Origin of the sequence: Rhodococcus sp. 077-4 (genome assembly GCF_047782425.1) — a bacterium.
Classification (GTDB): Bacteria; Actinomycetota; Actinomycetes; order Mycobacteriales; family Mycobacteriaceae; genus Rhodococcoides.
This window is the reverse complement of record NZ_JAJPWC010000002.1, coordinates 658,776-682,470: the sequence shown is the minus strand read 5'-3', so window position 1 is coordinate 682,470 and position 23,695 is coordinate 658,776. Positions and strand designations below refer to the sequence as shown.

19 protein-coding genes are annotated in these 23,695 nt (G+C 66.3%); 7 read left to right on the top strand and 12 right to left on the bottom strand.

All coding sequences use genetic code 11. The annotated features are described in order from the left end of the window. Positions 1-45 precede the first annotated feature (45 nt). Positions 46-330, top strand: coding sequence for a mycoredoxin (locus ACNEOT_RS12410; RefSeq protein ID WP_415975116.1), 285 nt, complete (start codon positions 46-48; stop codon positions 328-330). Positions 331-337: 7 nt separating this feature from the next. Here the strand turns inward: ACNEOT_RS12410 and nudC are convergent, their stop codons facing one another. Next, on the bottom strand, positions 338-1,240 hold the full coding sequence (nudC, locus tag ACNEOT_RS12405) for an NAD(+) diphosphatase (protein WP_415974338.1): 903 nt from the start codon (positions 1,238-1,240) through the stop codon (positions 338-340). Between the two features lie 24 nt (positions 1,241-1,264). Next, positions 1,265-2,332, bottom strand: coding sequence for a potassium channel family protein (locus ACNEOT_RS12400; protein WP_415975114.1), 1,068 nt, complete (start codon positions 2,330-2,332; stop codon positions 1,265-1,267). Positions 2,333-2,437: 105 nt separating this feature from the next. Between ACNEOT_RS12400 and ACNEOT_RS12395 the strand changes: the two genes are divergently transcribed. Further along, positions 2,438-2,824, top strand: a complete 387-nt coding sequence (locus ACNEOT_RS12395; RefSeq protein ID WP_415974337.1) for a hypothetical protein — start codon at positions 2,438-2,440, stop codon at positions 2,822-2,824. On the opposite strand, the gene ACNEOT_RS12390 is transcribed toward ACNEOT_RS12395, so the two are convergent. Together ACNEOT_RS12390 and ACNEOT_RS12385 are read right to left on the bottom strand one after the other, a co-directional pair. Beyond that, a complete protein-coding gene (locus tag ACNEOT_RS12390) occupies positions 2,787-6,206 on the bottom strand; it encodes an ATP-dependent helicase (protein WP_415974336.1) in 3,420 nt (1,139 codons plus the stop codon). The two genes, ACNEOT_RS12395 and ACNEOT_RS12390, sit on opposite strands and share 38 nt — an antisense overlap. Continuing rightward, entirely contained in the window at positions 6,203-9,538 is a 3,336-nt protein-coding gene (locus ACNEOT_RS12385) for an ATP-dependent helicase (RefSeq protein WP_415974335.1), read from the bottom strand. Before ACNEOT_RS12385 ends, ACNEOT_RS12390 begins: the two co-directional genes overlap by 4 nt. An 87-nt stretch (positions 9,539-9,625) precedes the next feature. Here ACNEOT_RS12385 and ACNEOT_RS12380 point away from each other — a divergent pair, with 87 nt between their 5' ends. The 4 genes from ACNEOT_RS12380 to ACNEOT_RS12365 are packed head-to-tail and all read left to right on the top strand — an operon-like array spanning position 9,626 to position 13,012. Further along, entirely contained in the window at positions 9,626-10,411 is a 786-nt protein-coding gene (locus ACNEOT_RS12380) for an alpha/beta hydrolase (protein ID WP_415974334.1), read from the top strand. Beyond that, a complete protein-coding gene (locus ACNEOT_RS12375) occupies positions 10,412-10,753 on the top strand; it encodes an MGMT family protein (RefSeq protein ID WP_415974332.1) in 342 nt (113 codons plus the stop codon). It begins immediately after the preceding gene. Continuing rightward, complete coding sequence (locus ACNEOT_RS12370) at positions 10,750-11,196, top strand: PaaI family thioesterase (RefSeq protein ID WP_415974330.1); 447 nt, start codon at positions 10,750-10,752, stop codon at positions 11,194-11,196. Before ACNEOT_RS12375 ends, ACNEOT_RS12370 begins: the two co-directional genes overlap by 4 nt. A gap of 10 nt (positions 11,197-11,206) precedes the next feature. Next, positions 11,207-13,012, top strand: coding sequence for an NTP transferase domain-containing protein (locus ACNEOT_RS12365; protein ID WP_415974328.1), 1,806 nt, complete (start codon positions 11,207-11,209; stop codon positions 13,010-13,012). On the opposite strand, the gene ACNEOT_RS12360 is transcribed toward ACNEOT_RS12365, so the two are convergent. The 6 genes from ACNEOT_RS12360 to ACNEOT_RS12335 all read right to left on the bottom strand — a co-directional run bounded on the left by ACNEOT_RS12360 (position 12,966) and on the right by ACNEOT_RS12335 (position 20,810). Continuing rightward, the gene (locus ACNEOT_RS12360; protein ID WP_415974326.1) at positions 12,966-13,697 is read right to left on the bottom strand and encodes a sirohydrochlorin chelatase; all 732 of its coding nucleotides are present in this window, start codon (positions 13,695-13,697) and stop codon (positions 12,966-12,968) included. The two genes, ACNEOT_RS12365 and ACNEOT_RS12360, sit on opposite strands and share 47 nt — an antisense overlap. Continuing rightward, entirely contained in the window at positions 13,697-14,902 is a 1,206-nt protein-coding gene (locus ACNEOT_RS12355; RefSeq protein WP_415974324.1) for a uroporphyrinogen-III synthase, read from the bottom strand. The genes ACNEOT_RS12360 and ACNEOT_RS12355 overlap by 1 nt, the downstream gene beginning before the upstream one ends. Beyond that, the gene (gene nirD, locus ACNEOT_RS12350; RefSeq protein ID WP_415974322.1) at positions 14,899-15,276 is read right to left on the bottom strand and encodes a nitrite reductase small subunit NirD; all 378 of its coding nucleotides are present in this window, start codon (positions 15,274-15,276) and stop codon (positions 14,899-14,901) included. Before nirD ends, ACNEOT_RS12355 begins: the two co-directional genes overlap by 4 nt. Before the next feature lie 117 nt (positions 15,277-15,393). After that, the gene (gene nirB, locus ACNEOT_RS12345; RefSeq protein WP_415974321.1) at positions 15,394-17,889 is read right to left on the bottom strand and encodes a nitrite reductase large subunit NirB; all 2,496 of its coding nucleotides are present in this window, start codon (positions 17,887-17,889) and stop codon (positions 15,394-15,396) included. Positions 17,890-17,947: 58 nt separating this feature from the next. Further along, complete coding sequence (locus ACNEOT_RS12340) at positions 17,948-19,330, bottom strand: nitrate/nitrite transporter (RefSeq protein ID WP_415975112.1); 1,383 nt, start codon at positions 19,328-19,330, stop codon at positions 17,948-17,950. Between the two features lie 238 nt (positions 19,331-19,568). Further along, a complete protein-coding gene (locus ACNEOT_RS12335; RefSeq protein ID WP_415974320.1) occupies positions 19,569-20,810 on the bottom strand; it encodes an MFS transporter in 1,242 nt (413 codons plus the stop codon). 96 nt (positions 20,811-20,906) lie between these two features. Here ACNEOT_RS12335 and ACNEOT_RS12330 point away from each other — a divergent pair, with 96 nt between their 5' ends. Then, positions 20,907-21,617 (top strand): FadR/GntR family transcriptional regulator, encoded by a 711-nt coding sequence (locus ACNEOT_RS12330; protein ID WP_415974319.1) that lies wholly within the window; start codon positions 20,907-20,909, stop codon positions 21,615-21,617. On the opposite strand, the gene ACNEOT_RS12325 is transcribed toward ACNEOT_RS12330, so the two are convergent. Together ACNEOT_RS12325 and moeZ are read right to left on the bottom strand one after the other, a co-directional pair. Continuing rightward, positions 21,607-22,461 (bottom strand): TIGR02569 family protein, encoded by an 855-nt coding sequence (locus ACNEOT_RS12325; RefSeq protein ID WP_415974318.1) that lies wholly within the window; start codon positions 22,459-22,461, stop codon positions 21,607-21,609. The two genes, ACNEOT_RS12330 and ACNEOT_RS12325, sit on opposite strands and share 11 nt — an antisense overlap. A gap of 59 nt (positions 22,462-22,520) precedes the next feature. Further along, entirely contained in the window at positions 22,521-23,687 is a 1,167-nt protein-coding gene (moeZ, locus tag ACNEOT_RS12320) for an adenylyltransferase/sulfurtransferase MoeZ (RefSeq protein ID WP_415974317.1), read from the bottom strand. Positions 23,688-23,695: the final 8 nt, after the last annotated feature.

Here is a 23,695-nt window from a genome sequence, read left to right as displayed (position 1 = left end):
GAACGGCCGATGGGGGTATCGGCCGGAACAATCGCGTCGGCGCTCATGTTGACTGTTGTCGTGACCACTACCGAGAACACCCCGCAGACCCCGGCCGCGCTGACCGTCTACTCCACCACGTGGTGCGGCTACTGCCGCAGGCTCAAGACACAGCTCGACGAGGCGGGCATCGAGTACGCCGAGATCGACATCGAGCAGAATCCGGAGTCTGCAGACTTCGTCGGCAGCGTCAACAACGGAAACCACGTCGTGCCCACCGTGCTCTTCGCTGACGGCTCGACGGCCACCAACCCCACGCTGGCCGAGGTCAAGCGCGCGCTGTCACTCTGACCGAGTGTCAGGACGCCGACGCCCAGGCCTCGAGCATGCCGCGCGCGATGGAAATCGACCCCGGTAGCAGCAACCGGGAAGTCGAATCCGATCCCCAATCGCCGAGTTCGAGTGCGGCAACGACTTCTTCTCGATCGAACCAATGGGCCTCGGCGATTTCGCCGTCCTGAAAGTGCAGCGGTTGTGCCGGGTCGGCGACCGCCGAGAACCCGATCATCACCGACCGCGGAAACGGCCACGGCTGGCTGCCCAGGTACTCGATTTCGGACACGTCCAGACCGACTTCTTCTCGGATCTCGCGCGTCACACAGGTTTCCAGCGATTCACCGGCCTCCACGAAGCCCGCCAGCACCGAAAATCGTCGCTCGGGCCATGCGGGTGCACGCGCCAGCAGCACTCGGTCGCCGCCGTCGTGAACCAAGCAGATCACGGCCGGATCGGTACGCGGAAACTCCTCGTGACCGGTGGAGGTACTGGTACGCGACCACCCCGCGCTCGACGAAACCGACGGCGCGCCGTCGATCGAGCTGAACTGCGCGCTCGCATGCCAATTGAGGATCGCCAGGGCTGCGGTCACCATCGACAACGCGTCGCTGTCCAAGCGATCACCGTCGGTACGTAGATCGCCGAGCGTGCCCGCAACGACCTCTACCCGCCGGGCCCACAGGTGTCGGCCGCCGTGAATTCCGAGGAAGACCGCATCGGGCACGGGCTCGGCCCCGACGTCCACGGCAGCGCCGAGCACGAGACCGTTCTCGTCGACCGGGAATCTGCCCCTGCCGTCCACGTTCAGGACGCGGCTCGTCGACCAACCAGCCGCCAAAGCTGCGGTGTCTCGGCGCAATTCTTCGGCCCTGTTCAGAGGCGATCGGGACAGACGAGGAGGGTCAGCGAGTTGGAAGTTCGGCACGCGCACGACCCTACTTGGCCTCGGCTAGTCGCCCACGCGACGGATGTACAGCAGTCGATCCGATGCCTCGACCGCATCGACTTCCGGAGTGCCGACTCGGAACAGTTTGCCGCCGCGCACCACTCCGAGAACGATGTCGGACAGGTGCCGCGGAGATCCGCCGACCTCGTCGCGCTCGACCTCGCGCTCCGCGATCGCGAAGCCCGCCTCCGGGGTCAACAGATCCTCGATCATCTCCACCACGGACGGCGTCGTTGTGGCGATGCCGAGCAGACGGCCCGCGGTCTCGGAAGACACGACGACCGAGTCGGCACCGGATTGACGCAGCAGGTGCGTGTTCTCCGCTTCCCTGATGGCCGCGACGATCTTGGCTTTCGGAGCGATCTCGCGGGCGGTGAGAGTCACCAGGACTGCAGTGTCGTCTCGGTTGGTCGCGACGATGATGGCCGATGCATGCTGCGCTCCGGTGAGCCTGAGCACGTCGGACTTGGTCGCAGACCCGTGAACGGTGACCAGACCCAACGCCGACGCCGCGTCGAGCACGGTCTGATCGGTATCGACGACGACGATGTCGGACGCCGACACTCCGTCACCGAGCATCGCGTCGACTGCGGTTCGACCCTTGGTGCCGAATCCGATGACCACGGTGTGATTGCGCACGCTGCGTCTCCATCGCTGAATTTTGAATGCCTGCCGGGACCGCTCGGTGAGAACCGACAGCGTCGTACCGACCAGCAAGATGAGGAAAAGGACCCGAAGTGGTGTGATGACCAGGATGTTGACCAGTCTCGCCGACGGGCTCATCGGTGCGATGTCGCCGTATCCCGTGGTCGAGAGCGACACAGTCGCATAGTAGAAAGCGTCCAGAAACGACAGCTCGCCGTTCTGGTTGTCGCTGTATCCGTCGCGATCGAGATACACGACGAATGCAGCGAGAAACAGAATCCCCAGCGCCATCAGCACTCGTTTGTAGATGGCCCTCCACGGACTGGATTCGAGTTCCGGTACTCGAAGCACTCCGACCAGTGCGAAATCGGGCTTGTCGGTCAGCGCGCCACTGTCGCTCAGGCGCGCGCGCAACTTACCTGCCACGTGGGCCGCCGTAATACTCACCGATGCCGAGATCATTCACGGCGTGCAGCGTAACCCCATACGAGATGTCTGTGCCGACGACGCGGGGTGTGGCACGGTATCGGTATGACACAGAGATCGAGTCAGGCAGCCGCACTGCGCCTCGCGGGACTGCTCGCCGGAGCCGGAGCACTCCACTTCGTCGCGCCGAAGTTCTTCGACGCTCAGGTACCGACCGCGTTGCCGGGTTCGGCGCGTACCTACACACAGGTCTCGGGCGTCGCCGAACTCGCCGTGGCCGCAACACTGGCTGCACCTCGAACCCGGCGACTGGGCGGGGCGCTGGCGGCCGGATTGTTCGTGGCGGTCTTCCCGGCGAACATCAACATGGCGTGGCGATACGCACAGAGCTCCAAGACCTCGCCGGCTCTCAAAGCAGCGGTGCTCGCCCGCCTTCCGTTGCAGATTCCGCTGGTCACCGAAGCGCTGAAGGCTCGTCGGAACGCACCGTAGCCGCCGGCTGCTCTGGGTCGGCACGGCCTTCGAGAAGCGCGGCCAATGCTGTTGCATCGGGCAGGTTCTCGGGCGCAGTGGTGTGGCCGCTGCGCACGTAATGGAACGCTGCACGCACTCGGTCGAGAGGTACCGGCTCCGTCCGCCCGATCGACATCAGCTCGGCCCACGCCAGGCGGTAGGCCGCCAATTGCATTGCTACCGCACGCTGCTCCGACGCCGTCGGCTCTGCGCCCGTTTTCCAGTCGACAACGGTCCAGCCGCCGTCCGCATCGGCGAACACGGCGTCGATGCGTCCACGCAGAACGGTTCCCGCCACGGATGTCTCGAAGGGCACCTCCACTTCGACGGGGCTGCGCAGCGACCACTCCGATGCGAGGAACGCCTGCTGCAGGGTCTCGAGGTCCACGTCGGCCGAGGCACCGGTGTCGGCCGAGCCCGGCAACTCGTCGAGGTCGAGCAACCGCGTCGCACCGAACCGTCTCTCGATCCAGGCGTGGAACGCAGTACCTCTGCGCGCCAACGGGTTCGGCGGAAACGGCAATGGTCTGCGCAAGCGTGACGCCAACGCATCGGGATCTGCTGCCAGATCCACCAACTGCGTCACCGACAGATTGCCGGGTAGGGCCACGTCGACTCCCGCAACGGACCTCGCGGCCCGCTCGGCCAGCAGAGCGTCGACATCCGCAGCCCAGTTCTCCGGATCCATCTCAGTCGAATCCTCAGCGTTATCGCCCGAATCATGTTGGGCCACAGCCATATCGGACAGCGCATCCAACACCGCCTGTGCGCCGTTCTCGACGTCACCTCGCCGGGAGCCGAGCGGGTCGCGGGGCCAGAGCGCCGTGTGCGGTACCGCCCCGAGCGGGTTCTGCGCCCCGTCCTCCGGTGCGGGTGCCCACTCCTCGACGATCGCGATGGCGTCCGTCGATCCCGTCACCTGCCTGTACAACTCGTCGAGAAATTCCGAAGGCCCGCGCGGCTTGGTCGACGTCTCGTCCCAGTGATGCGCAGAGACGAACAGCACGCGTTCGGTTCTGGTGAGCGCCACGTAGAACAGTCGACGATCTTCGGCCAGCCGACGCCGGGCCAGCGCATCCTTGTGGTTCTTGACGGCGTCTTCGAGGTCCTTACGGTTGTACAGCTGCTCTAGTTCGAGTACCGGAACACCCTCGGACCCTTCCCCGTCCAGCGCGCGGTCACCGCGCAGCGACGGCGGTAGTTCGGCCATCGCACCGAGCCAGGTGGAGGAAGCGTTGGACGAAGGGAACACGCCCTTCGCCACGTGCGGTACGGCCACGACCTCCCATTCGAGGCCTTTCGCCGAATGGACCGTGAGCACCTGCACTCGATGCGGGGCGACATCGACCTCACCGGGGGCGAGGCCGTCCTCGACCGTCTCCGCGGCCGCGATGAACGACAGGAATCCGGTGACCGTGGCCGTCGGATTGTCCGCGTAATCGGCCACCACATGCGCGAATTCGTCCAGGTGTTCACGACCGACCGCGCCGTGGGTGCTGATCGGAGTGCGGGCCTGCGCTTCGACGCCGATGCCCATCATCCGTTCGATGTCGCCGACCAGTTCCGGCAGCGGTTGCCCGATTCGGTCTCGCAGCAGGTGCAGCTCACCGGCGAGAGCGACGATACGGCGATGGCCCACCTCCGAATATCGTTCGGCCGGACCGGGATCGGCTATTGCGTCGGCCAAACCGGCCTGCTCCGACTGCTCGCCGGGCAACGCGCTGCCGAGCGCGGCATCGAGTGCCTGCGGGTCGTCGACGCGACCTGCGGTGCCGTATCCGCTGCGGATCTCGAGTTCTCGGGCACGCTGCGAGAGTGCCCGCAGATCCGTCGGCCCGATCTGCCACCGAGAGCCGGTGAGGATGCGCATCGCCGAGCTACCGGCAGTGGGGTCGGCCACCAAGCGCAGCATTGCGATGATGTCGGCCACCTCGGGAACGTGCAGCAATCCACCGAGCCCGACGACCTCCACCGGTAGGCCGCGGCTGCGTAGCGCGTCCGCAATCGGCTCGGCATCAGCGTTGCGGCGCACCAGAACCGCCGCGGTGGGCGGCGGCCGATCCTGCTCGAGAGCGGAGCGGTACTCCCCCGCGATCCGGTCGGCGATCCACTCACGTTCTGCGAGGACAGTTTCGGTGACGGCCAATCGAACGTCGCCGGGAACCGCGCCGGGACGAGCGCGCAGTGTCGGCACAGGAACCCCGACGCGGCGCAGTGGGTCGGTGATCAGGTTGGCCAGGGTCAACGCCTCCGGCGGGTTTCGCCAACTCGTGAGCAGTTCGAGCCGAGGTGCGGGACTACCGTCGGATTGCGGAAAGTCGGTGGCGAATCGAGGCAGGTTTGCAGCCGACGCGCCGCGCCACCCGTAAATCGACTGCATCGGGTCGCCGACTGCGGTCAAGGCCAACTGCGGGTCGCTGCCGGAACCGAACAAAGACGACAGCAGCACGCGTTGGGCATGCCCGGTGTCCTGGTACTCGTCGAGCAATACGAGCCGGAAGCGTTGCCGTTCGGCGATTCCCACCTCGGCATGATCGGCGGCGACCCGCGCCGCCATCGACATCTGTGAGCCGAAATCCAGCGCACCCTCTCGCCGGAGAGTCTGCCCGAGCCGTTCGACCAAGGGCAACAAACCGATTCGCTGATGTTGCGCATCGAGGATGTTCAGTAGCTCTTTGGTGGGACCACCGCGTTGCCTCGGTCCCGGCCCGAGCGTGTGCACCAACTTTTCCAGCTCCACATGAGCGTGGCATAGATCCTCGGGGTCGACGAGGTGCTCGGCCAACTGACCGGACAGCGCCAGCACGGCCTCGGTGACCGACGTGGGGTTGCGCTCGGTGTCCAGATCGCCGTCCCAGGTGCTGACCACACGGTGCGCCAGCTGCCACAGTTCGGTTTCCGAGAGCAGTGTCGCGGACGGCTCGATGGGCAGGAGCAGTCCGTGTTCGGTGAGCAGTCGGCCCGCATACGAGTGGTAGGTACTCACTTCCGGCTCGGCACCGAGGATCCGCTCGCGTAGCGCCAGACTGGGATCGAGTGCCCGCACCAGGTCGGATCCGGCCAACCGTGCCAGCCGCGCCCTGATCCGAGAAGTCAACTGCTGCGCGGCCTTTCGGGTGAACGTCAGACCGAGCACCTGATCCGGGTCGACGAAGCCGTTGGCCACCATCCACACCACGCGGGCGGCCATCGTCTCGGTCTTGCCTGCACCTGCCCCCGCGACGACGAGCGTCGGGCCCGGTGGTGCGGCGATCACGGCGGCTTGTTCGTCGGTCGGCGGGTGCTTCTGCCCGAGCGCCCGGGCGAGCTCGACCGGTGACACCCGCACCGAACCGGTCCGTGTCTTCCTCGACGCCGTCATTGCTCCGTCACCTGTCTGCCCGTCTCGTGTGCCGGGCAACTGGACTTGACCGGGCAGTGCCTGCAGCCGTCGTTGATCCTGGCCTCGAAGGTCGGCCCCTGCGTTGCCGATGCTGCCTGGTGCACGGTGTCGCGCCATTCTTCGAGTTTCTCGGCTGTCGGCACTTCTTGGACGCGCTGCGTCGCCCCGTCCTTGTTGTGCGGTTTGGCGACGAACACCAGCCGCGCTCCCCCGGGTTCGCTCGCAGGCTCACCCTCGATGGCACCCGCAGCCGCGGCTACCTGGTAGGTGGCCAGCTGATGATGGTTGCGAGCATCTTCCTTCGACATGACGGTCTTGGCCGTCTTGACGTCGATGATCACCGGTCGGCCGTCCGGGTCGTGTTCGAGTCGGTCGATGCGTCCACGCAATGCGACCGCGGGCTCGTCCTCCGACCGGGCGTCGAGGATCCCGTCGACGCGTACTTCGACTCCCGCTTCGGTGAGCTCGCCTCGACTGCCCTGCAGCCAGTTCTCGAAGGTCTCGAGCATCGCCCCGGTTCGATCGAGCTCGTGCCGTGAGTACCACTGCGACCCGAGATCTACTGCATCCCAGGCAGTCTCGAGAGCACGTCGAAGCTGCTCGGGCGGGATTCGACCGGCCACCGCCTGCACGAGAGTGTGCACGAGGGTGCCGGTAACGGCATGGGTGTTGGTGCCGTCGTTGCCGCCGTGCCATTCGAGCATCCACCGCAGCGGGCAGGTGGTGAGCTGTTCGACGGTCGACGGAGACAGCGGCACCGGACCGTCGCCGAGCTGCCACAACGGCGCGTCGGTACTGGGCCCTGCCACTCCGAACCACTCGTCGGGATGTGCTCCCCGAACTCCGGCATCGGCGAGCGTGGCCAGATGCCGAGCAGCTCGGGCGCGCTTGTCCGGATCCTGCTCGGCGACAACCGGATCGCACACCACGCTTCGCAATTCGGCCACGAGCATGGGGAGTGCCAACACTCGGTGTGCGGTCGCCGCACCGGGCAGGTCGGATGCGGGGTCGGGTTCGGTATCGCCGTCGAGGCCGCGTAGTTCGTCGACGCTGAGTAGTTCGTCGACGAAACGGGAGCGCACCGAATCGGCGTCTCCGGTGCTGGAGTCGACGGCAGTGACGAGCAGTGTCGATCGAGCGCGACTGCACGCCACCAGGAACAGCGTGCGCTCCTCGGCCAGCAACGGTGCCGATTTCGACAGTCGACCGTCGAGTGCTGCAGCTGCGTCGACCTTTCCGGACGCGAGGTCGACCAGTGTGTCGGTGCCCAGGAGGCTGCCGCGCGAACGAAGACCCGGCCACAACCCTTCCTGGACGCCTGCCACCGCCACGAGTTCCCACTCCCGACCCGCTGCAGAGTGTGCGCTGAGCAACGTCACGGCGTCGGCTCGAACCGTGGGGCGGTGCGAGTTCAGAGTAGGAATCTCTTGCTGCGCAATGTAATCCAGAAACCCACCGACATGCGCGCGCGGCAGTCTGTCGACGTAGGCTGCCGCGGCGTCGAACAGCGCGACCACCGCATCGAGGTCGCGGTCGGCCTGGGCACCGGCCGAGCCGCCCCACGCGGACGCGGCAGACCAGCGGCGCTCGAGCCCCGATGCCTGCCAGGCTGCCCACAACACGTCCTCGACACCGCGGCCGGCGCGAAGGACTGCCCGTGCCTTCCGGATGACACCGAGGGCCCTGCGCAGCGGAGCGGACTCCACGTCCGAGAGACCACCCATCCACCCGGGCTTCTCTCGGGCATCGTCGGCGAGAACGGACCTGAGCAATTCGGCAGAGTCTCGCTCGCCGCCCGATGCGAGCTCGAGCCTGCGCACCCCACGACGCAATCGCCGCAGGCCCACCGGGTCGGCACCACCGATCGGCCCGGAGAGCAGAGCCAGGGCGTCCTCCCCGTCGAAGGTCGAATCGGATATCGCTCGCAACACCAGCAGCAATCCCACGGCTCCGTGCTGGCGATGCAGGGGCAGCTCCGAGGTGGGGGTGATCATCGGGACACCCGCGCCGTGCAGCGCTCGGCGCAACGGCGCGACGGTCCGCGGCACCGACCGCACCACGATGGCCATCTCGGACCACGGCATGCCGTCGATCAGGTGGGCCCGGCGCATGGCGTCGGCGATGATCGCCGCTTCTTTCGCGGGTGAGGAGACGACGTGCACCCGTGCTGCCGGGTCACCGAATCGGGCTGTGCCCACCGGCTCGGGGCACCGGTGCCGACCGAGACCGGGCAGTCGCCTCGCCACGATGTCGGTCAGCTCGGCCACCTCGGGCACCGAGCGGTAGTTACGGGTGAGCACCACACGTCGCGGCGAGTCGACCTCGACGAGGTCGGCTACGAAGCTGGGATCGGCACCACGGAATGCAAATACCGCCTGATCGGGGTCCCCGGCGACAACGGTCGATTCGGTATCGGTACCGATCAGCCGAACCAGTTGTGCTGCTTGTGGATCGAGGTGCTGGGCATCGTCGACAACCAGATGCCTGATGCGGGCACGTTCGCTACGCAGCAGTTCCGGATCGGTGGCGAATGCCATGAGCGCAGCACCGATGAGCTCGGCAGCATCCAGGCCAGGAGCGGTCGCACCTGCAGCTTCCACTCCGACGGCACCGCGCAGCAGCATCGCCTGCTCGTATCGTGCAGCGAACTTTCCTACCGCTACCCACTCGGGCTTGGCGTGTTTGCGGCCGAGTTTGATCAGGTCTTCCGGACCTATCCCACGTTCGGCGGACCTGAGCATCATGTCTCGCACCGCCGTGACGAATCCTGCGGTGCCGAGCGCAGGCCGGAGCCGCTCCGGCCATTCGTCGGCACCGTCCTCGAGGTCACCGCGCAGCATCTCCCGCACCACGGCGTCCTGCTCGGCTCCGGTCAGCAATCGCGGTGGCGGGTTGCCGTACAGCGAAGCCTGGAGCCTGAGCACCGCGAAGGCGTAGGAGTGCACGGTGCGTACCAAGGGTTCGCGCGTTGCCCGGAGCGCGTGGTCGCCGCTGAAGAGACCGGAGGTGATGACCTCGCGTACCGCGGTTGCCGCCCGTTTGGACTGGGTGAGCACCAGAACCGACTCGGGATCGCCGGTGACGATGCGCGAGACCGCGTAATCGGCGACGAGCGAGGTCTTGCCCGTGCCGGGTCCACCGAGTACCTGCCACGGGTTCCACCGAGGTGCGCCCTTGGCCGCCTCCAGTGCCGAATCGGGTGCCGACGTCAGCAACAGCGCGGCCGAACCCGTCCACACACGGGCGGGCCGAGCCACCTTGGGTGCACGCACGAGGGTGGCCGTCGCGCCGTGTCTGCCGTCCGAGCTCATGACACAGATGCAATCACGGGCCACCGACACACTGCGCACGCCGGTCTCGACCGGTCGAGACCGAGGTACGTCCCGATATGCGGCATAGTGGTCGACGTGCCCGAGTTGAATCTACATACGTTCGGACCCGCAGACGGTCCCGAAATCCTTGCCGTTCACGGTGTCACCGGCCACGGGGCCCGGTGGTGGGATCTTGCCGAGAACCACCTCCCCGAGGCCCGGATCCTGGCGCCCGATCTGATCGGTCACGGGCATTCCCCGTACACGCCGCCCTGGGACATCGACGCTCAGGTCAACGCCCTGAAATCCGTGCTCGACGCCCATGCGCGTGGTCCCGTGGTGGTTGTCGGCCATTCGTACGGCGGCGCGTTGGCCGTCCACCTGGCGCATCGGTTCCCCGAGGTGGTGCGCGCGCTGGTGCTGCTCGATCCCGCGATCGAACTTCCGCCCGAGGAGCTGCTCGACGTAGCGGAGGCGACGTTCAAGTTCCCCGATTACACCGACGCCGACGAAGCTCGCTCGGAAAAGATTCACGGGGCGTGGGCCGACGTGCCCACCGAGCTTCTCGACCGCGAGGTCGCCGATCATCTGGTTCCGGTCGACGGCGGCAAGGTCGCCTGGCGACTGTCCGTTCCGGCCATCGTCGCGACGTGGGGCGAGCTGGCGCGTCCGCTCGTGGTGCCCGCCGAGAGTGTCCCCACCATCGTGGTGCAGGCCATGCGCGTCCAACCTCCTTATGTCACCACCGAATTCCTGTCGGCTCTGCGCGACAAGCTCGGCGAGAACCTCCGCACCGTCGAGCTGGACTGCAACCACATGGTCGGTCAGGCCAAGCCGGTCGAGGTGGCCGAGCTGGTGCGATCCGTGCTCTAGATGGCCCCGATCACCGAAGCCCAGGTCGAGAAAGTCCGCGCTCTGGTCGCGTCCATTCCCCCGGGGTCGGTTGCCACGTACGGGGACATCGCCGCCGCCGCAGACCTGTCGAGTGCGCGCATCGTGGGCTGGATCATGCGAACCGATTCTGCCGACCTGCCGTGGCATCGGGTGCTCGGAGCGAGCGGTAGGCCCGCCCCGCATCTGGCCGCGCGGCAGCTCGAGACGCTGCGCAGCGAGGGCGTACGGATAACCGACGGCCGCGTACCGCTGGCGTCGATTCGATTCGACTTCGGGGCGCTCCCGACGCCGCCTGTACCGACCACTAATCTCGGAGAATGAACATCGGAGACGGGCTCGGGCAGTTCGATTTACGCAACACCGCGAAGTTCGCACTGTCCAAGGCGAGCACCTTCGTCGCTTCCGCCGGTCTGGTGGTCGACGAGGTCTCGGGCACCAGGGTCGCTGGGCACATCGACTTGACGGCCGAGCACTTCACTCCGTGGGGCGTCGTCCACGGCGGGGTCTACACCACCGCCGTCGAGAGCGCCGCCAGTATCGGTGCCAGCGAGGCGGTCAAGGATCGCGGTGAGTTCGCGGTAGGCGTACACAACGGCACCGACTTTCTGCGCGCCAGCAAGGGTGGTCGCGTCGACGTAGTCGCAGAACCGTTGCAGCAGGGCCGCGTTCAGCAACTGTGGTTGGTCACCGTCACAGCCGCCGACAGTGGCAAGACCATTGCGCGCGGGCAGGTTCGGCTACAGAACGTGCCCCTCCCGACATGACTCTGCCGACATGACAACGGCCCCCGACGCGACGCGACCGGTCTGCGATGCGATCGTCCTGGCCGGCGGTCGCGGATCGAGGATGGTCGATCCGGAGCACGCGAATTCGGCGCAGACGGTCGACAAACCTGCTCTGACCGTCGGCGGACGTCGGATGGTCGACATCGCCGTGGACGCAGTATCGAACTGCCGCAGAACAATTCTGGTGGGCCCCACTCGCACCGGAATGCCCGAGAACGTGGTGCAGACCCGCGAGTCTCCCGCGGGCGGTGGACCCGTCGCGGCCCTCGCCGCGGGATTGCGATCTCTCGACGACAGTGCAGATTCGAAGGATTCGACGGATCTGGTGGTCGTCGTTGCCTCGGACATTCCGCTTCTCGACTCCGCGACGATCGAGTCTCTGATCGATTCGGTATCGCACTCGCAGACCGATGCGGTCTTCGCCCGCGACCGTGAGGGCCGCACCCAATTCTTGTTGGGCATCTGGCAGAAATCTGCGTTGCGCTCCGCTGTGGCACAGCTGGATTCGACGACAGGCGCGCCGATGCGCAGGATCGTCCCGGCCGATCATCTCGTGCTCGACGTATCGGGAATCGAGGATTGCGACACCCCGGCCGATCTCCTCGCCGCCCGCCTCGCCGCGCAGCCGTCGGCGACGTTCGAGGTGGCCGACGCACTCGAGCGGATTCGCAGTCGACTCAGGCCCCTTCCGATCCACCGAGTGTCGTTGTCGGACAGCGTCGGAACCGTGCTTGCGGAATCGCTCGTGGCCGGAGCTGCGCTGCCTGCCGTCGACATCTCCGCGATGGACGGTTACGCCGTCTGCGGCACCGGACCGTGGACGCTGCGGACCGACATCGCATACGCCGGAAGCTCCGACGTAGCCCGACTCGGCGAAGGAACGGCAGTCCGCATCGCGACCGGTGCTGCGCTTCCGCCCGGCGCGACGTCGGTGGTGCGCGACGAACACATGACCCGCGACGCCGACGGTTCGCTGCATCGAATGTCCACGGCGGCCGAGTCCGACGACACGCGTCGACGCGGTGAGGATTGGTTGCCCGGTACCGAACTCGTCGCTGCGGGCACCCCGATCGGTGCCGCAGTACGATCACTGGCCGCGAGCGCAGAGGTGTACGAGATAGCGGTTCGCGGCCCGGTGCGTGGACGAATAGTCATCAGCGGCAACGAAATTCGATCCACCGGCCCACTCGCCCCCGGAGAGACCAGGGACGTTCTCGGATCGGTGTTGCCGCAGTATCTGGCGCACTGCGGCGTCAGCGTCGTCGACGTGATGCTGCTCGACGACTCTGCAACGGGTTTTCGAGACGTGCTGACTTCCACCGAGGACGTGGACGTGATCATCGTCGTGGGGGCCACAGGAGGAGGGGCGGCCGATCAGCTCCGCGCCGCACTCGCAGCGGTCGATGCAGAGACCGTCGTCGGACGAATGCGCGTGCGACCCGGAGGGTCTCAGATCACCGCGGCGCTGCCCGACGGTACAGCGGTGCTCGGCCTACCCGGCAACCCGCTGGCGGCCGTCGGTACCGCGATGCTCACCGCGCCCGCGATCGTCGACGCGCTGACCGGTAGAGCGCCGCGCCCTCCGCAGCTGGGTCTGTTGTCGAACGCTGCCGAGGTTCGCTCCGCGACTCCGCGCATCGTCCCCGTCACCGTGGACGGCACGCGGTGGCAAGCCGATACCCGGGTCCGCACCGCGCATTTGGCTCACCTGGTCGGCCGCGAGGCGCTGGCGTTGGTTCCGGCCGAGATCAGCGCCGACGAGCCGGTGACAATTCTTCCGCTGCCGTATCCATAGCTCGATCGCCGAGGGACCGAATGCCCTCGCGGTAGCGCGAAATCACGAGATCGACGATAGCGGGATGCACTCCCAGTGGTGCACCGACGCCGTCGGAACCCGCGTCGCTCAAGCGATTGTGGAAGAGCCCGCGCGCCAACAGGTACGACGCCACGAACACGCGCTCGTGTCCGGCCGCTCGCAGGTCCGACACGGCGTCGGACACGGTGGGCGTACTGGTGGCGACGTACCCGATGCGCACCGGCACACGTGCGGCCTCGGCCAGCATCGCTGCAGCGCGACGGTGTTCTTGCAGAGCGCGAGGGTCGGAGGAACCTGCGGCGGCGAACACGATGGAATCGCCTGCCTGCCACCCTGCTTCGCGTAGACGGTCCACCATGACCTGGGCAAGTACAGGGTCCGGCCCGAGCGCGCGAGTGACCGCGACCGACGAATGGGCACTGTCGGCGATTTCTCGGGGCACATCGGTGTGAACGTGATAGCCCGATGCCAGGAAGGCAGGAACGACGACCGCCGACTCGGGAGTGTCGCGCAACACCTCGGCCGGAGAGGGCCCGAGTACGTCGACGAAGGCCACGCGGGTGGTACCGACCCGAGCAGATACGGCATCGGCGAGCGCGGCGATCATCTCGACTCCTCGCGGGTTTCGAGTGCCGTGGGCGACCAACACCAGAGTGGGTGTCATCAGTACTTTCCCCCTTCTACGACGGCCACGCCTGCGGCCGGTTCATCGGTGTCGCAATCGGATTCGGCCTCGACGTGATCGAGAGCGATGCGGTAGCCCCGCTTGACGACGGTCTGGATTGCCTTCGGTGCGCCGAGAGAGGATCGCAGTCTCGTCATCGCCGTTTCCACCGCGTGGGTGTCGCCGCCCCCGCCGGGCAACGACGCCAACAGGTCTTCTCGGGAGACGACGCGTCCGGGATTGCGGGCCAAGGTCTTCATCAACGCCATGCCCGCGGGCGAGACCGGGCGCACTTCACCGTCGACCACCACACACTTGCCGCGGACACTGACCACGTGTCCGCCCGCGTGCAGTCGACCGGTTCGCCTCGGCAGTTCTTCGGCGATGTGACGCGCCAGTGCGCCCAATCGAGCTCGCGCCGGCTGGGTCGTGGCCACATCGAGTTGTTCGAGAGGCGCAGCGGTGACCGGTCCGACGCACACCGGCAACACCCGGGATCGCATCGACTGCAACAGCGGTTCGAGCACCCCGTTCTCGTCGGCCCGCATCAGCATCGACGCCACCGCAGGTGCCGAAGTGAAGCTGATGGCGTCGAGATCGCCGACGATGACGGCTTCGATCATGCGGTCCATCGGACTCTGGTCGTCGGGCGCGGTCCAGCGGTACACGGGCACCGGCACCACTTCGGCTCCGGCGCAGCGCAGCACCTCGCAGAAGTCCGGTACCGGTTCCCATTCGGTGGTGGCTCCGTGCAGTTGCACTGCGATTCGCTTGCCGTCGACCCCCTCGGCGAGCAGGTGTTCGAGTACCTCCGCGGAGGACTCGGATGCGGGCGACCATTCCTCACGCAGGTCCGCTGCCCGGATGGCACCTTTCGCCTTGGGGCCGCGGGCCAGGAGGCGAGATGCGCCGAGTGCTCGACCGAGCTCTTCTGCTTGCCCCCACCCATCCGCCGCCTCGATCCAACCGCGAAATCCGATTCCTGTTGTGGCGACGGTTATTTCGGGCGGATGGGCGATGATCGCGGCGGTGACGCGTTCGAGTTCGGCGTCGTCGGCGAGTGGAATGATGCGGATTGCGGGGGCATGCATGACGGTGGCTCCGCGCCGCTCGAGCAAGGTTGCGAACTCCTCGGCCCGACGCGACGCGGTGATCCCGACGGTGAACCCGGCCAGAGGCGTTCCAGCCCCGGCGATTTCGCTCACGTAGAACCGCCGCGGACGAGCACGACGCCTTCTACGCAGGAGACCTCGAACGACCCCAGGGTGACGTTCTCGTCGTCGAGACAGCGTCCGTCCACGAGAGAGAAGACCTGCTTGAGCAACGGCGATGCGACGGTGGGTTCGCCCCGACGATCCCCCACAAGACCGCGGGACATCACTGCCGCGCGCCCGTACGGATCGACGTTACCCACCGCGAACAGCCGCCCGTCGTCGAGCAGGAACAACGCCGCTTGGGTGCCGCCGCGCAGGAGCACCGCCACTCCCCGACCCGGAATGAGCGCGTCGAGTGTGCAGGCCGGGGTCCAGTCTCGCGAAAGATCGTTCGGTACCGAAGTGAGTGAATCGATGACAGTCATGGCGTACCTCCTGGTCAGCTATTTGACGCTGCTCGTGTTTCTGGCCCGTTAAGCGGCGATTACCCACCTGTGCACATGCACTCATTTTCGTGACCGGACAGTTGTCAGGCCCTGCTTCTAGGCCCCGAAACGCGGCATTCCCATCAGAACGGGGATCTTGCGGGCCCCGGACTCGTCGAAGGCGATGGTGGGGTCTGCCTCGTCCGGAGCGTTGACGAACGACACGAAACGACCGAGCTTCTCGTCGTCCTCGAGCACACCGGCCCATTCGTCCTTGTAGCCGGCGACATGACGGTCCATGTCTGCTTCGAGCTCGGCACCGATACCGAGACTGTCCTCGCAGACGACGGCTTTGAGGTGGTCCAGTCCCCCGTCGAGCGATTCGAGCCACGGCGCGGTGCGCTGCAGTCGGTCTGCGGTGCGCACGTAGAACATGAGGTAGCGGTCGATGTAGCTGACCAGCGTGGCGTCGTCGAGATTGGAGGCGAGCAGTTGAGCATGCTTGGGCGACTGCCCACCGTTGCCGCCGACGTACAGATTCCAACCACCCTCGGTCGCGATGATGCCGACGTCCTTGCCACGGGCCTCGGCGCACTCACGCGCACAGCCCGAGACGCCGAACTTGATCTTGTGCGGCGACCGAAGACCTCTGTAGCGGTTCTCGAGGTCCACCGCCATACCCACCGAGTCCTGCACGCCGTAGCGGCACCAGGTGGACCCGACGCAGCTCTTGACCGTTCGCAGCGACTTTCCGTACGCCTGACCCGATTCCATTCCGGCGTCGACCAGGCGCTTCCAGATTGCAGGCAACTGCTCGACGCGGGCACCGAACATGTCGATGCGCTGCCCTCCGGTCACCTTGGTGTACAGCCCGAAATCGCGGGCGACCTCGCCGATGACGATGAGCTGCTCGGGCGTGCACTCGCCGCCCGGCATCCGCGGCACCACCGAATACGTGCCGTTCTTCTGGATGTTGGCCAGGAAGTGATCGTTGGTGTCCTGTAGCGACGCTTGCTCGCCGTCGAGAATGTGATCCGAGGACGTCGACGCGAGGATCGACGCCACGACGGGCTTGCAGATGTCGCAGCCGGTTCCCTTGCCGTACTTGGCGATGAGCGCGGAGAAGGTGCGGGTGTTCGTGGCCCGAACGATCTCGAACAATTCCGCCCTCGATTGAGAGAAGTGCTCGCACAACGACTTCGAGAGCACGACGCCGGACGCCGCCAGCAGTGACTTGATCGAGGGTAGGCATCCGCCACAGGTGGTGCCTGCGGTGGTGCAGCTCTTCACGGCCGCCAGATCGCAGGCTCCGTCGGCGATGGCCGAGCAGATGGCACCCTTGGTGACTCCGTTGCACGAGCAGATCTCGGCGTCGTCGGGAAGAGCACCGATACCGACCTGCTCGGCCGCCGGAGAGATCAGAGCGCCCGGATCGCCGGGCAGCTCCCGACCGACGAGCGGCCGTAGCAGCGAGTACGCGGAGGCGTCGCCGACGAGGATGCCGCCGAGCAGGGTTTTCGCGTCGTCGGTCACCACGAGTTTGGCGTACGTGCCCTTGGGCGCGTCGCTGAAGACCACCTCGAGTGCGCCGGGTGTGGCCGCCATCGCGTCGCCGAAGCTCGCGACGTCCACGCCCATGAGCTTGAGCTTGGTGGACATGTCTGCGCCCGGGAATTCTGCTGCGCCGCCGAGCAATCGGTCGGCGACCACCTCGGCCGTCGAATATCCGGGAGCGACGAGACCGTAGCACCGGCCCTCGACCGCGGCGCATTCGCCGATCGCATACACGGCGGGATCGGAGGTACCGCAGCCGATGTCGACCATGATGCCGCCGCGCTCGCCGACCTCGAGACCACTCTTGCGGGCCAGAGAATCCTGAGGCCGCACGCCTGCGGAGAAGACCAGAAGAGCGGCGTCGATCGTGCTGCCGTCGCTCAGTTCGACAGTCAGGCCCGCGCTGTCGTTCTCGGAGATCGACGACGTGCCGACGCCCACATGCACATCGAGACCCAACTCGGTGACCAGACGTGCCAACAGCGCGCCGCCGCCCTCGTCCACCTGCAGCGGCATCAACCGTGGAGCGAACTCGATGACGTGCGGCGTCATGCCCATCTTCTTCAGAGCATTCGCCGCTTCGAGACCGAGCAGGCCACCGCCGACGACGACGCCGACAGCTCCCGGTCCTGCCGCGTCGGCACGAGCCCGGATCTTGTCGAGATCGTCGAGGGTGCGGTAGACGAAGCACGCGGGCAGGTCGTGTCCGGTGATCGGCGGCACGAACGGATAGGAACCGGTGGCGAGAACGAGGGCGTCGTACTCGACCGTGTCCCCGGCAGAGGTGACGACGGTGCGGCGCTCACGGTCGATGCGATCCGCGCGCACTCCGGTACGCATCTCGACGAGGGTGTCGCCGGGATAGTCGTTGCCCGCAAGGGCGAGTTCCTTGTGGTCCCAAGCACCGACGTAGGACGACAGGCCGACCCGGTCGTATGCCGGCAGCGCCTCCTCGCAGAGGACAGTGATCTTCCACTGTGCCCCCTCGTCGCGCGCACGCAGTGCTTCGACGAACCGGTGACCGACCATTCCGTGCCCTACCACTACCGCGTTCTTCATTGCGGGTCCTTCCGTTCTGCGTTGCCGTGCAATGTTTTTCGAAGCTCTCGACGCGTCCTCAGACGGCGACCGAAGCATCGGCAGAGGTTCTGCGGAGGTACACCGCCCAGGTGACGATTGCGCAGACGACGTAGAAGCCGAGGAACACCCAGAACGCGGTTGTCGCGGACTTCGCGGTACCCGAGTACGACGCTCGCAGAACCAGGTTGATCGCCACGCCACCGAGCGCGCCGATCGCTCCGGCGATGCCGATGAGGGCACCGGACATCTTGCGCGACCAGTGCTGCTGCTCGTCCACCGTCATGCCCTGCAGCTGAAGAGATTTCGCCGCGAAGATGGCGGGGATCATCTTGTAGACCGAACCGTTGCCGAGCCCCGAGAGCAGGAAGAGGGCGATGAATCCGACGACGAAGAGCACCATCACGGTGCCGCTTGCAGCGCCTGGCGTCGAATCGTCCCAGGTACTGGCCGCAACCAGAATTCCGGTGGAGAAGATCATCGCGACGAACGTGTACAGGGTGATCTTTCCGCCGCCGATCTTGTCGGCGAGCTTGCCGCCGAACGGACGCGACAGAGATCCGAGCAACGGTCCGAGGAAGGCGATCTGGGCTGCATGCAGCGAGGCCTGAGCTTGTTGAGCGGCCGTCGCGGGCGCGCCGTCGGTCAGACCGGCCAGGAAGTTGATCTGCAGTACCTGACCGAACGCGAAGCTGAAGCCGATGAAGGATCCGAAGGTGCCGATGTAGAGGAAGGCGATCCACCACGCGTCGGAGAACTTCAACACATCGATCATCGAGCGGCCGTTGGTCTTCTGGTTGTCCAGGTTGTCCATGAACAGTGCGGCACCGACGGCAGCAAGCGCGATGAAGACGAGGTACACGCCGCAGACGATCTCGGGGGCGGTGTTGCCGATGGTCGCGATGACCAGTAGTCCGATGAGCTGGATGACCGGCACGCCGATGTTGCCGCCGCCTGCGTTCAATCCGAGTGCCCAACCCTTTTCGCGCTGGGGATAGAACGCGTTGATGTTGGTCATCGAGGAGGCGAAGTTGCCGCCACCGACTCCGGCGAATGCCGCAACGATGATGTAGGTGGTGTAGGACGCCGGGTTGAGCATGAAGTACATCGTCAGCACGGTGGGAACCAGCAGCACCAGTGCGCTGAAGATGGTCCAGTTTCGTCCGCCGAACTTGGCCGTCGCGAAGGTGTACGGGATACGCAGGATGGCGCCGACGAGGGTGGGGACGGCAACGAGGAAGAACTTGCCGGCCGCGTCGATGCCATACACCGACAACGGCATGAACAGCACCATCACCGACCAGATCGACCAGATCGAGAACCCGACGTGTTCGGCGATGACCGACCAGATCAGATTGCGCTTGGCGATCTGCTTGCCGCCCGCCTCCCAGGCCTCGACGTCCTCGGAATTCCAGTGCGCTATGTGATGGTTGACCGAGACGGGAACGGTTCCGGGCGGAACCGTCGAGGTGGTGGCTGAGCCGGCATCGGCCGAAGCGCTACGAGAAAGGCTGGTCACGTGTTGGCCTCCTGATCGGGTGATTGCACCCAAGATAGGAAGGCCATGTTGCAACGGCGCTGCGTCCGGTGACCCGAATGATTAACTCGGTCTCACGCGCCTGTGGGCACCGACGTGAGATCGAACGTCGGTGCCCACACCGTCACCAGGTGTCTTCGAGCATTCTCGGTCGGCAGCACAGGAACCCTCCCACCAGCAGCACTGTCACACATCCGGTCAGCAGAACGAGAGGCAGTCCCCATCCGCCCGAGTGGGTGTGCAGCATCCCGAACAGAATGGGGCCGGTGGCGGACACCACGTAACCCAACCCTTGTGTGAAGCCCGACAGCGAGGACGAGCCCACCGCGGTGCGGGTCCTGAGGTTGATCAACGTGAGCGACATGGGGAACGTCATCGTGCCGAGCCCGATCAGGCAGACCCAGATCAATGTCCCCGCCGAGGGCGACCAATGGAGGCCGGAGAAGCCACCGAGGTAACACGCCGCGGCCAACAGGACGAGGCCGAACGGATTGCGCACCTTGGCGCAGAGTGTCGGCGCGGCCAACGACGTGATCAGGCCCATCGCCCCGAACGCCGCAACCGAGGCACCGGCCACTCCCTCACCGATGCCCGAGTCGATCAGGAGTGTCGGCAGCCAGGTCAACATCGAGTAGGTGATCAGCGACGTCATCGCGAACATCATGACCATTCCCCACGCCAGCGAGGATCGATGGATTCGGCCGCTGGGCTCCGCGTGTACCGCGGCGGATCCGGCCTCGGCCGAGACATCCTTCTCGTCGCGGCCGCGACGTGCCATCACCACTCCGAGCCACGGCAGCGCAGCAGCCAAACCCGCCACCGCCCAGACGCCGATGGAGACGTGCCAACCGTGGGCGTCGGCGATGGGGACCGCGAGCAGAGGCGGGACCATGGTGCTGATCTGCATCACGCAGATGTAGATGGTGCTGACCACGGCCAGACGATCGGAAAAGTAGCGCTTGACCAGCGGCGGAATGACGACGTTGCCGATACCCATACCTGCCAGAGCGATCGCGGACAGCGCGAGCAACGACGCGGTGTTCGGCGCGAACGCGCGGGTGGCCATGCCGACGGTGGTCAGAGCCATGGCGAGCAGCGCGGCGCGCTCGAGTCCGGTCCGCTTGGCCAGGAACGGCGTGGCCAGCCCGAACACGGCGAACATCGCGGGCGGCAACATCCCGACGATGCCGATCACGGTGTCCCCGAAGTGCAGGTCGGTGCCGATCCGGCCGAACAGTGGACTGATGGACGTCACCGCGGCGCGCAGCGTGAGAGCGGACAGAACGATCGCGGAGAAGACGAGCACTCGTCCACGCAGGAGCGAGGTACCGGCGAGTCGGCGGGCGGGGATGGTAGGAGCACTCACGGTGTAATCATAGGATGACCGGATCATCGGGTGCAAAGCATTACTATCGACGACACAGTGCACCGAACCGGCACTGTCCGAGTCCGAGGAGCCCACGTGCGGCAGGTCCAGCGATCGAGCCTGATTTCTCAGGTCACCGCTCAACTGCGCGACGAGATCACGTCGCAACGATGGCCGGTCGGTACCCGCATTCCCACCGAACCCGAACTGTGCGAGCTGACCGGCACGGGCCGCAACACCGTTCGCGAGGCGGTGCAGGCGCTCGTCCACGCAGGCATGGTCGAACGCAGGCAGGGTTCGGGTACCTTCGTCATGACCTGCTCCGACCTCGGCGGCACCCTGGGCAAGTACTTCTCGGACGCCCGGCATCGAGACGTCACCGAACTTCGCGAAACCCTCGAGGTCACCGCAGCTGCACTCGCCGCGGACCGACGCAACGACGAGGACATCCGCGCCATGCTGAACGCACTGGAGGATCGCAACGCGGCGTGGTCGGGCGAGACCCCGCTGGCGGACGCCGTTCGCACCGACGCGCGACTGCACCGCGCCATCGTGGCGGCCAGCCACAACGCGATCTATCTGGAGTTCTACGATTCGCTGCTGCCGGTCATCCACGACGCCATCCGCCACCACGCGATCGATCACGACGACGACTACGTCGTCGGACACACCGCCCTCGTCGACGCCGTCATCGACGGTGATCCGGTGCGCGCCGCCGAGGCGGCTCGATCACTGTTCCACGAGCTCAGCGAACCGATCGCTCGTGCAGCCGAAGTCGGCGCCGGCGCAGCGAAACTCACAGAATGAGGCGGACCAGGTCTGCCGTCCGTGCCAGACCGGGGAAGGCCTCCGACGTCGACCTGGGGTGAAGGGCGTGAACTGCGAGGCGAAAGATCAAGGCGCGCAGCAACATCTGCGGCCACTCCGGTAGATCGTCCCACCGCCCGACGAGGCCGTCGTCGGCGTCACCCCAGGACAGCGCGTCCACGACGGCCACTCCGGCAGCCCACGGCGCGGGACGCCAGTACGGGGTGATGTCGCTGATTCCCGGCGCTTCGCTGCCCGAGAACAACACCGTGCCGAACAGGTCACCGTGCACCAGCTGGTCCGGAGACTCGACGGGTTTACGCAGTGTCGCAAGCTGTTTGACCAATTCGAGACTGCTCTTGCCATCGCTCGACGACGGCTCGGGTGCGCCGGCTCCGCGAGCAGATCGCAGCGGGACCGCCTCCCACGCCGCTCGGTCGGCTGCGACGAACACATCCACATCGGCCCACGGGGCCACGGGAGGCTGGACCAGGAATCGGGGTCGCTCGAGCTGCGCCGTCGCAGCATGCAACCGCATCGACAACGAGATCACCTCGTCGTGACGGGGCTCGGGCTCGCCGGCGACGAACGTATCCGCGCGCCAACCCGACACGACGTACCGGCCGTCGGTGGAGCGCACGGGGCGGGCAAGACGAACCCCGTCCACCGTCAACGTCTCGCGAACCTTGGCCGACCACGCGGCACGGGCATGATCCGCCACCGGAGACAGAACGACGTCGCCCAGACGCCACCCACCGTCCCAGTCCGCCCCGAGAGGTGACGGCTCGACATCGCGCAGCCCGAACGTAGAGATCACGTGCTGAGGAGGTTCGACAGAGCTCACGAATGCACGGTACCGCCGATCGCGGCGCCACTGCGGACGACGCGCACACACTCACCGCATCAGTAGATGGGCAAACCTGGATCGATTTGCTTGGCCCACTCCACTATTCCGCCCTGCAGGTGCGCAGCGTCCGAGAAACCGGCACCGACGAGTGCAGCGAGCACTTCCGCGGACCTGATGCCGGTTTTGCAGTACAGGACGACGGGAACGTGTTGGGGCAGATCGGCCATCGCGTCACCGGAGAGGATCTGATTCTTGGGGATCAGGCGCGCACCGTCGATGTGAACGATGTCCCACTCCACCGGCTCACGCACGTCGATCAGAGCGACCTCACGGCCGGACTGCATCATCGCCTGCAGTTGCACCGGGGTGATCGACTCGCCGACGGATTCGGCAGCCGGGACGACTCCACAGAATGCCTCGTAGTCGATCAACTCGGTGATCGGGGTTCGTTGCGGGTCGCGAGTCAACCCGACGGTTCGATAGCTCATCGCCAACGCGTCGTAGATCATCAGTCGGCCCAGCAACGTCTCGCCGATCCCGGTGATCAGCTTGATGGCCTCGGTCACCATGATCGACCCGATCGAGGCGCACAGAACCCCGAGCACCCCACCCTCCGCGCACGAGGGCACCATCCCCGGCGGTGGAGCCTCGGGATACAGGTCTCGATAGTTGATGCCGGCACTGCCCGGGGCCTGATCCCAGAACACCGACACCTGACCCTCGAACCGATAGATCGAGCCCCACACGTACGGGATGCCGACCAGGGCGGCCGCGTCGTTGACGAGGTACCGGGTGGCGAAGTTGTCGGTACCGTCGAGGACGAGGTCGTACTGCCGAAACAGTTCGAGCGCATTCGTCGAATCGAGCCGAACCCGATGCAGCGCCACCTCGACGCCGTCGTTGAGCTCGAGAATCGAGTCCTTGGCACTGTCGGCTTTCGGACGACCCACGTCGGACCGGCCGTGGATGATCTGCCGTTGCAGGTTGGACAGTTCGACATCGTCGAATTCCACGATGCCCAGGGTCCCGACGCCTGCGGCCGCGAGGTACAGCAGCGCGGGTGAGCCCAGTCCACCGGCCCCGACGACGAGCACTCGGGCGTTGCGCAGTCGCTTCTGACCGTCGGTTCCCACATTGGGAATGATCAGGTGCCTGCTGTACCGGGCGACGTCCTCGGGCGTCAGTTCGCCTTCGGGTTCGACCAGCGGAGGTAGGTGGACCACGGCGCAGC

What these genes read in the sequence shown, in the direction of transcription:
- ACNEOT_RS12410 (WP_415975116.1), top strand. Translation starts at nt 46, where the DNA reads ATGTTGACTGTTGTCGTGACCACTACCGAGAACACCCCGCAGACCCCG.
- ACNEOT_RS12395 (WP_415974337.1), top strand. Translation starts at nt 2,438, where the DNA reads ATGACACAGAGATCGAGTCAGGCAGCCGCACTGCGCCTCGCGGGACTG.
- ACNEOT_RS12390 (WP_415974336.1), bottom strand. Translation starts at nt 6,206, where the DNA reads ATGACGGCGTCGAGGAAGACACGGACCGGTTCGGTGCGGGTGTCACCG.
- ACNEOT_RS12385 (WP_415974335.1), bottom strand. Translation starts at nt 9,538, where the DNA reads ATGAGCTCGGACGGCAGACACGGCGCGACGGCCACCCTCGTGCGTGCA.
- ACNEOT_RS12375 (WP_415974332.1), top strand. Translation starts at nt 10,412, where the DNA reads ATGGCCCCGATCACCGAAGCCCAGGTCGAGAAAGTCCGCGCTCTGGTC.
- ACNEOT_RS12370 (WP_415974330.1), top strand. Translation starts at nt 10,750, where the DNA reads ATGAACATCGGAGACGGGCTCGGGCAGTTCGATTTACGCAACACCGCG.
- ACNEOT_RS12365 (WP_415974328.1), top strand. Translation starts at nt 11,207, where the DNA reads ATGACAACGGCCCCCGACGCGACGCGACCGGTCTGCGATGCGATCGTC.
- ACNEOT_RS12360 (WP_415974326.1), bottom strand. Translation starts at nt 13,697, where the DNA reads ATGACACCCACTCTGGTGTTGGTCGCCCACGGCACTCGAAACCCGCGA.
- nirD (WP_415974322.1), bottom strand. Translation starts at nt 15,276, where the DNA reads ATGACTGTCATCGATTCACTCACTTCGGTACCGAACGATCTTTCGCGA.
- nirB (WP_415974321.1), bottom strand. Translation starts at nt 17,889, where the DNA reads ATGAAGAACGCGGTAGTGGTAGGGCACGGAATGGTCGGTCACCGGTTC.